Annotated in this window: 10 protein-coding genes; 8 read left to right on the top strand and 2 right to left on the bottom strand. The window is 69.3% G+C overall.

The genetic code is table 11. The features are described from left to right. Window positions 1-528, top strand: a 528-nt coding sequence (locus BLT25_RS29310; protein WP_143033910.1) for an HNH endonuclease, incomplete at its 5' end; no start/stop codon positions are given. A 15-nt stretch (window positions 529-543) separates the two neighbouring features. On the opposite strand, the gene BLT25_RS29305 is transcribed toward BLT25_RS29310, so the two are convergent. After that, window positions 544-957, bottom strand: a complete 414-nt coding sequence (locus BLT25_RS29305; RefSeq protein WP_091053327.1) for a carboxymuconolactone decarboxylase family protein — start codon at window positions 955-957, stop codon at window positions 544-546. A gap of 44 nt (window positions 958-1001) precedes the next feature. Next, complete coding sequence (locus tag BLT25_RS29300) at window positions 1002-2120, bottom strand: substrate-binding domain-containing protein (RefSeq protein WP_091053325.1); 1119 nt, start codon at window positions 2118-2120, stop codon at window positions 1002-1004. 134 nt (window positions 2121-2254) lie between these two features. On the opposite strand from BLT25_RS29300, the gene BLT25_RS29295 reads away from it, so the two are divergent. From BLT25_RS29295 to BLT25_RS29265, 7 genes are all read left to right on the top strand, one after another. After that, on the top strand, window positions 2255-2653 hold the full coding sequence (locus tag BLT25_RS29295) for a MarR family winged helix-turn-helix transcriptional regulator (protein ID WP_091053323.1): 399 nt from the start codon (window positions 2255-2257) through the stop codon (window positions 2651-2653). Window positions 2654-2785: 132 nt separating this feature from the next. Continuing rightward, window positions 2786-4027 carry an urea ABC transporter substrate-binding protein gene (gene urtA / locus BLT25_RS29290; RefSeq protein ID WP_091053322.1) on the top strand — a complete coding sequence of 414 codons (1242 nt, stop codon included), beginning with the start codon at window positions 2786-2788 and terminating at the stop codon, window positions 4025-4027. Window positions 4028-4031: 4 nt separating this feature from the next. Then, complete coding sequence (gene urtB, locus BLT25_RS29285; RefSeq protein ID WP_091053320.1) at window positions 4032-4916, top strand: urea ABC transporter permease subunit UrtB; 885 nt, start codon at window positions 4032-4034, stop codon at window positions 4914-4916. Continuing rightward, the gene (gene urtC, locus BLT25_RS29280) at window positions 4913-6049 is read left to right on the top strand and encodes an urea ABC transporter permease subunit UrtC (RefSeq protein WP_256328874.1); all 1137 of its coding nucleotides are present in this window, start codon (window positions 4913-4915) and stop codon (window positions 6047-6049) included. Before urtB ends, urtC begins: the two co-directional genes overlap by 4 nt. Beyond that, window positions 6046-6804, top strand: coding sequence for an urea ABC transporter ATP-binding protein UrtD (gene urtD, locus BLT25_RS29275; protein ID WP_091053319.1), 759 nt, complete (start codon window positions 6046-6048; stop codon window positions 6802-6804). Before urtC ends, urtD begins: the two co-directional genes overlap by 4 nt. Then, window positions 6804-7481: an ATP-binding cassette domain-containing protein gene (locus BLT25_RS29270; RefSeq protein ID WP_091053317.1), complete on the top strand. Its 678-nt coding sequence runs from the start codon at window positions 6804-6806 to the stop codon at window positions 7479-7481. Before urtD ends, BLT25_RS29270 begins: the two co-directional genes overlap by 1 nt. Window positions 7482-7493: 12 nt before the next feature. Beyond that, window positions 7494-7796: an urease subunit gamma gene (locus tag BLT25_RS29265; RefSeq protein ID WP_008357715.1), complete on the top strand. Its 303-nt coding sequence runs from the start codon at window positions 7494-7496 to the stop codon at window positions 7794-7796. Window positions 7797-7800 lie beyond the last annotated feature (4 nt).

Below are 7800 nucleotides of genomic sequence, written 5' to 3'. Positions count from 1 at the left end.
ATCGTGATGACCGCCGACTCCCTCACCAACGACGCCGACCAGCCCGCCGTGGTCGAGGGCTACGGACCCGTCCCCGCCGCCTGGGCCCGCGACGCACTCGCTGATGCCGAGGTGTTCGTCCGGCGCCTGTTCACCGACCCCGCCGGGCAACTGGTCGCCATGGAGTCCCGCTCACGCAGAGCACCCGACGGACTGGCCGAGTTCATCGCCACTCGTGACGGTGGGATCTGTCGCACCAACGGCTGTGATGCCCCGATCCGCAACATCGACCACATCCAACGCCACGCAGACGGCGGCGAAACCAGCGCCGACAACCTGCAGGGCCTGTGCGAACGATGCAACCAAGCCAAGGAAGCCCCCGGCTGGCAAGCCAGACCCGGACCAGACGGCAGCATCATCACCACAACACCCACCGGGCACACCTACACGAGCCCACCACCAGACACCTGGGCGCCCGACCCGCCCCCAATGTCCCGGGGAGAGTCGATGCTGCGCGACGTACTCCACGCTCACACCCTCGCCGCTTGACCGCTGTGCTCGTGGTCAGGCGAGGGGGAGGAGGTCGCGTTCGGCGAACACCTTCTTGGCGGTGAAGGTGGCGTTCAGGGCGCGGGGGAAGCCGCAGTAGACCGCTGAATGGAGGAACGCCTCGATGATCTGCTCGGGAGTCAGGCCCACGTTGAGGGCGGCGTTGATGTGGACCTCGAGCTGAGGCTCGCAGCCACCCAGAGCGGTGAGCATGCCGAGGGTGACGAGCTGGCGGTCCCGCGGCTCGAGGCCGGGGCGTGCGTAGATCTCGCCGAAGCCCCAGGCAACGACCTGGTGGCCGAGCTCGGGGGCGATGTCGGCGAGCGAGTCGATGACTCGGGCGCCTGCCTCACCGTCGATCGCGTCGAGGATCTGGCGGCCATGGGCGGCGCGGGAGGTGGGGTCTTGGGAAGGTTTCTCGTGCGTCATGGTGCGCACGCTAGGAGTTGGAGCGTACTCGAAGTCAACGGATGCTAGGAGGCGTACGCGATCTGCTCCTGGATCTCGAAGCGGAGGCCATCGGCGGCGGCGATGTAGACGTCCTGGTCGACGAGGTTGCCGTGCATGCGCATGAGGCCGCGGGGGCTGGAGTAGCTGTGGTGGGCGGTGAGGCCGAGCGCGGGCTCGACCTCGAGCCCGCCGCAGGCGTCGCCGATCTGACGCAGGAACATCAGCGACTCGTAGCAGGACTCGCCCACGGCGTTGAGGGAGGGCGCGTACTCGCCGAAGCGGCGGTAGTAGCGCTCGGACAGGCCGGCCGACTCGGGGGTGGTGAGGCCGTCGAAGTAGGCGGCGGCCGCGAACACATTGGCGTTCGCTCCGGCGCCGCCGGCGAGCAGGGTGTTCTCCTCGACCGCGGGGCTCAGCCGGGTCAGCGACGAGCTCAGCCCGGCCGCGGCGAACTGGCGGTTGAAGTGCACGGCGTCCTGCCCCATCAACAGCATGATCACCCCGTCCTGCTCCCCGCCCTCCAGGCCGCGCAGCACGCCGGCGAAGTCGCGGGTGCCCAGGGGGACGTACGTCTCGCTCACGACCTCCGAGGCCGACCCGTGCAGCGCCGCGCGGGCCGTGGATCCGGTGACGCGCGGGAAGACGTAGTCGTTGCCGACCACCGCCCAGCGGGAGACGCCGTGGTTGGCGCGCATCCATGCGGTGGCGGGAAGCAGCTGGTTGACCGGGCGCTCGCCGATCATGAAGACCCCAGGAGTCTTGTCGCCGCCCTCGTGCATGGCGGCGAAGGCGTACAGGGCGCGGCCGCCGACGCGGGCGGTGATCGCCTGGCGTACGGCGGAGATGTGCCAGCCGGCGATCGCGTCGACCCGGCCGAGGTCGACGAGCTGGGCGACCTCGGCAGCGACCTCGTGGGGAGCGCGCCCGGCATCGATCGCGACCAGCTCGACCGGCCTCCCGGCGATCCCGCTGCCGGCGTTGAGCTCCTCGGCGGCCAGCTCGCCGCAGGCCAGGCAGCCGGGTCCGTAGATTCCGGTCGGGCCCTGCATCGGCACCACGAACGCGATCGAGAGGGCGCCCGGCGGGCGGGGTGCGAGGCCCAGCAGGGCATGGGACGCCGGGGTGAACGACGGCGGAGACATCGGCACCTGCTCCCAGACGAACCAGACCAGCTGAAGCGGACGGATGACTCACCATTGAGCCGATGGGTGGTTAGGGTACGGGAGTCGGGCCCTCGGCGCAGCGGGCATCCAGCAGACATTCGTGGGAGGACGCCATGGAGACAGCCGCGACGGCCGTCACGGACCTCGCCGTGCTGCTCGCCCGGGCGCAGCGCCGGATCGAGCACGCGCTGGCCGAGGCGTACGCCGACTTCGACCTCACCGCGGAGCAGTGGCGCATCCTCAGTGTGCTGCTCGACGACCCGGGCCAGACGATGACGCGTCTCGCCGACGGCGCCGCGCTCCCGGCCGGCACCCTGACCCGACACGTCGACCGGCTCGCCGAGCGTGGCCTGGTGCTGCGCAAGGTCCACGCCGAGGACAAGCGCCGCGCGGTCGTCGCGCTCTCGCCCGTAGGTGCCTCGGTCGCCCGCGAGATCCGTGCCCGGCACCAGACCGAGGCTGTCGCAGAGGTGGTCGGCGACCTGAAGGCCGTGCTCGACCGACTCGACTGAGCCGGACCGGGTCGAACTGAGAAGACGTTTCCGTCCGGAAACAAATCCTCTCTGAGTCCGACACATAGGCGAAACAAGCCGTCCCTAGATTCCTTCCATTCGAGAGCAAATGTCCGATGGAAGGACCATCCCGTGCGTACGAAATTCTCGAGCCGCCTCCTTGCGGCCAGCTCGGTGCTCGCCCTGGGCCTGACCGCGACCGCCTGCGGCGGCGCCAAGACCGGTGACACCGCGACCAGCGAGAGCTGTGTCGACACCAGCGGCGACACCATCAAGATCGGCTTCCTCAACTCCCTGTCGGGGACGATGGCGATCAGCGAGACGACCGTCTTCAAGTCCCTGTCCATGGCTGCCGAGGAGATCAACGCCGACGGCGGCGTGCTCGGCAAGAAGCTCGAGATCGTCAGCGAGGACGGCCAGTCCGAGCCGACCGTCTTCGCAGAGAAGGCGACCAAGCTGATCCAGGACGACTGCGTGGCAGCCGTCTTCGGCGGCTGGACCTCCAGCTCGCGCAAGGCGATGCTGCCGGTCTTCGAGGGCAACGACGCGCTGCTCTTCTACCCGGTGCAGTACGAGGGCCTGGAGTCCTCGCACAACATCTTCTACACCGGTGCGACCACCAACCAGCAGATCATCCCCGCCCTCGACTTCCTCAAGCAGGAGAAGAAGATCGAGTCGATCTTCCTGGTCGGCTCCGACTACGTCTTCCCGCGCACGGCGAACAAGATCATCAAGCAGTACGCGGCCGCCAACGGCATCGAGGTCCTCGGTGAGGAGTACCAGCCCCTGGGCTCGACCGACTTCGGCACGGTCGTCGACAAGGTCAAGGCCGCCGGCGCGGACGCGGTCTTCAACACCCTCAACGGCGACTCCAACGTGGCCTTCTTCAAGGAGTACAAGGGCAAGGGCCTGACCGCCGCGGCGATGCCGGTGCTCTCCGTCTCGATCGCCGAGGAGGAGGTCCCGGGCGTCGGCGTGGGCAACCTCGAGGGGCAGTACACCGCCTGGAACTACTACCAGACCATCGACAGCCCGGCGAACCAGAAGTTCGTGACCGACTTCAAGGCGGCCAACGGCGCCAAGGCGGTCACCTCCGACCCGATGGAGGCGGCCTACACCTCGCTGCACCTGTGGAAGGGGATGGTCGAGAAGGCCGACTCGTTCGCGGTCGAGGACGTCATCGATGCCGCAGGCGGCGTCACCTACGACGCGCCGGAGGGCACCGTCGAGGTCGACGGCGAGAACCACCACATCGCCAAGACCGCGCTCATCGGCGAGGTGAACGCCGAGGGCCTGATCGACACGGTCTGGTCGAGTGAGAAGCCGATCGAGCCCGACCCCTACCTGAAGTCCTACGACTGGTGGAAGAACTAGCCCGTTGGATTCCCTCCTCGCCCAGGTCTTCACCGGCGTCTCCGCCGGTGCGGTCCTGCTCCTCATCGCCCTCGGGCTCACCCTGACCTTCGGTCAGATGGGCGTGATCAACATGGCCCACGGCGAGTTCATCATGGCCGGCGCGTACACCGCCTATGTCGTCTCGACCATCGTCGCCAGCACCGAGCTGAGTCTGCTGATCGCGCTCCCCGTGGGGTTCGTGATCGGCGGCCTGCTCGGGCTGGCGCTCGAGGCGAGCGTGCTGCGGTGGATGTACGCCCGTCCGCTGGACACGCTGCTGGTCACCTACGGCGTCGGTCTCATCCTGCAGCAGGTCGCGCGCGACATCTTCGGGGCTCCGGCCAAGGAGGTGCCGGCGCCGAGCTGGCTGGACGGGTCGATCCCGATCCTGGGCTACGACTTCCCGCTGACCAGGCTCTTCATCATCGTCCTGGCCGCGGCGTGCGTGGCCGCGCTGCTGGCCGTGCTCCGGTTCACCGCCCTCGGGCGGCAGATCCGGGCGACCGTCGGCAACCGCGACCTCGCCGAGACCATCGGCATCTCGACCCGCCGCACCGACCGGGCCACCTTCTTCATCGGGTCGGGCCTGGCCGGTGTGGCCGGGGTGGCGCTCACCCTGCTCGGGTCGACCGGCCCCAACCTTGGCACGTCCTACATCGTGCAGGCGTTCCTGGTGGTCGTCGTCGGCGGTATCGGGCACCTCAAGGGCACGATCGTCGCGGCTCTCGGGATCGGCCTGCTGCAGGCGTTCCTCGCCCACGCCCTGACCGGCTCGGTCGCGCAGGTGATCGTCTTCCTGGCGATCGTCGCGTTCCTGCAGCTGCGCCCGCAGGGCATCCTCTCGGTCCGGACCAGGAGCCTGGCATGAGCATGACAAGGATCTATCCGTACGTCGGCTGGCTGCTGCTCGCGCTCGCCCTGCTCGTCCTCGCCCCGGCGGTCCTGTCCGACTTCCGCCTCGGCCTGCTCGCGAAGTACTGCTGCTACGCCATCGCGGCGGTCGGCATCGGTCTGGCCTGGGGCCGTGGCGGCATGCTCGTGCTCGGCCAGGGGCTCTACTTCGGCATCGGCGCCTACGCGATGGCGATGCACCTCAAGCTCGCCGACGCCGGCCCCGGCGGGGTGCCGGACTTCATGGCGCTCTACGGCGACGCCACGGTGCCGGGATGGTGGGAGCCGCTGCGCAACGGCGGGCTCGCGCTCGTCGTCATCCTCGTCCTGCCGGCACTTGTGGCCGGCCTGCTGGGGCTCGCGGTGTTCAAGCGGCGGATCAAGGGGGCGTACTTCGCCATCCTGAGCCAGGCGCTCGCGGCCGCCTTCGCGATCCTGCTCGTCGGCCAGGTGAAGACCACCGGCGGTGCCAATGGCCTCAACAACTTCCAGGGCTTCTTCGGGTACGCCCTCTTCGACCCGGCCAACAAGCGGATGCTCTACTTCCTCGCCGCCGGGATCCTGCTCATCTCGATCCTGGCGATGGCCTGGCTCTACCGCACCCGCTTCGGCGAGCTGCTGGTGGCCGTCCGCGACGGCGAGGAGCGGGTGCGCTTCCTCGGCACCGACCCGGCCAACGTCAAGCTGGCGGCGTACGTCATCGCGGCCGTCCTGGCCTCGATCGGCGGCGCTCTCTTCGTGCCGATCGCCGGGATCGTCTCGCCCGACGACGTCGGTGTGGTCGCCTCGATCGGGCTGCTGGCCGGGGTCGCGCTCGGCGGGCGTGCCTCGCTGCTCGGCCCGGCGGTCGGCGCGCTCCTGATCGGCTACGCCGAGACGTCGCTCTCCGAGGCCTTCCCGGGGTCGTGGTCCTACTTCCAGGGCGCCCTGTTCGTGCTGGTCATCCTGCTGTTGCCGGGCGGGCTGGCGCAGCTGTTGGGGATGGTCGGCCGGCTGAATGTTCGCCGAGGTAACTCGGTGGACGATCACTCTCCTCGCGGAGTTCCACGAGGGAAGCAAGGCGAGACCGAGGTACCTCGGTCAGCATCCGAGGAGGCGGCAGCGCGATGACCCTGACGGTGAACGACCTACGGGTCGAGTTCGACGGCTTCGTGGCGATCGACGGGGTGTCCCTGACCCTGGAGCCCGGCCGGCTGCACTTCCTGATCGGCCCCAACGGCGCCGGGAAGACGACGCTCGTGGACGCCCTGACCGGGCTGGCGAAGGGGAGTGGTGAAGCGCGCTATCGCACGCGCGATCTGCTCGCGCTGGCATCGCACCGGATCACCCGCCTCGGGGTGGGACGTACGTTCCAGACCGCGACGGTCTTCGAGGAGCTGAGCGTGCTGCAGAACCTCGACATCGCCGCCGGTGTGCACCGGGCGCGGTGGCGGCTGATGCTGCCGCGGCGGGGTACGCCCGAGCAGGTCGCCGAGGTGCTGGAGACCGTGGGGCTCACGAAGCTGGCGGACCGGCCCGCGGGCGTGCTCTCGCACGGGCAGAAGCAGTGGCTGGAGATCGGCATGCTGCTGGTCCAGGACTCCTCGGTCATGCTGCTCGACGAGCCCGTCGCCGGGATGTCGGCCGAGGAGCGTGAGGAGACCGGTGAGCTGCTGCGCCGGATCAGCCCGGAGCGGACCGTCGTGGTCATCGAGCACGACATGGACTTCGTCCGACGCTTCGCCGACATCGTGACCGTGCTGCATGCGGGGAAGGTGATCGCCGAGGGCACGGCCGCGGCGATCAGGGAGGACGCCGAGGTGCAGCGGGTCTATCTGGGTGACACCGTCGCCGCGGTCACCGAGACGACAGGGGAGGACGCCTGATGCTGAGGATCGAGTCGGTCACCGGCGGCTACGGCCGCACCACGGTGCTCCACGAGGTCAGCCTCGAGGTCCCGGCGGGCGCCGCGGTGGCGCTGATGGGGCACAACGGCGCCGGCAAGACGACCCTGCTCAAGGCCGCGGTCGGGTTGGTCAAGGCCAAGAGCGGCCGGGTGCTGCTCGACGGCGAGGACGTCACCGCGCTGAGGCCGAGCGCACGCGTGAAGCGAGGCCTGGGCTACGTCCCCCAGGGCCAGCAGAGCTTCGGCGACATGACCGCGCTGGAGAACCTCCAGCTGGTCGGCGACCGGGCCGGGATCAGCGAGATGATCGACCTGTTCCCGGCGTTGAAGGACCTTCTCGGGCGACGCGCCGGACTGCTCTCCGGCGGTCAGCGCCAACAGCTCTCGATCGCGCGTACGCTGCTGACCAGGCCGAGGCTGCTCATCCTCGACGAGCCGACCGAGGGCATCCAGCCCAACGTCGTCGCCGAGATCGAGCGGGTGATCTCCGAGCTCACCGGTCGCGGTGACCTCACCGTGCTGCTCGTCGAGCAGCACGTCGGGTTCGCGCTGCGTACGGCCTCCGCCTACTACATCCTCGAGGCCGGCCGGATCACCGCGCGTGGCGACGGCGGCTCCGAGGCGCACGATCACGTCCGATCCCAGCTGGCCGTCTAGAGAGTTGGCGACATGCATCTGACCCCCTCCGACACCGAGAAGCTGCTGCTGTCCGTGGCCGGGATGGTCGCGCGCGACCGGCTCGCCCGCGGGGTGCTCCTCAACTACCCCGAGTCGGTCGCGCTGCTCTCCACCTGGGTGATCGAGCGCGCGCGTGAGGGCGCCCTGGTCTCCGACCTGATGACGCAGGGGCGCGCCGTGCTGACCCGCGAGCAGGTCATGCCCGACGTCGTCGACATGCTCGTCGAGGTGCAGGTCGAGGCCACCTTCCCCGACGGCCGCAAGCTCGTCACCATCCACCAGCCCATCGCCTGAAGCG

It is taken from the genome of Nocardioides sp. YR527, from assembly GCF_900101045.1.
Taxonomy (GTDB): domain Bacteria; phylum Actinomycetota; class Actinomycetes; order Propionibacteriales; family Nocardioidaceae; genus Nocardioides.
Note: the sequence above shows the minus strand (reverse complement) of the source record. Positions and strands in the feature narration are given on the sequence as shown.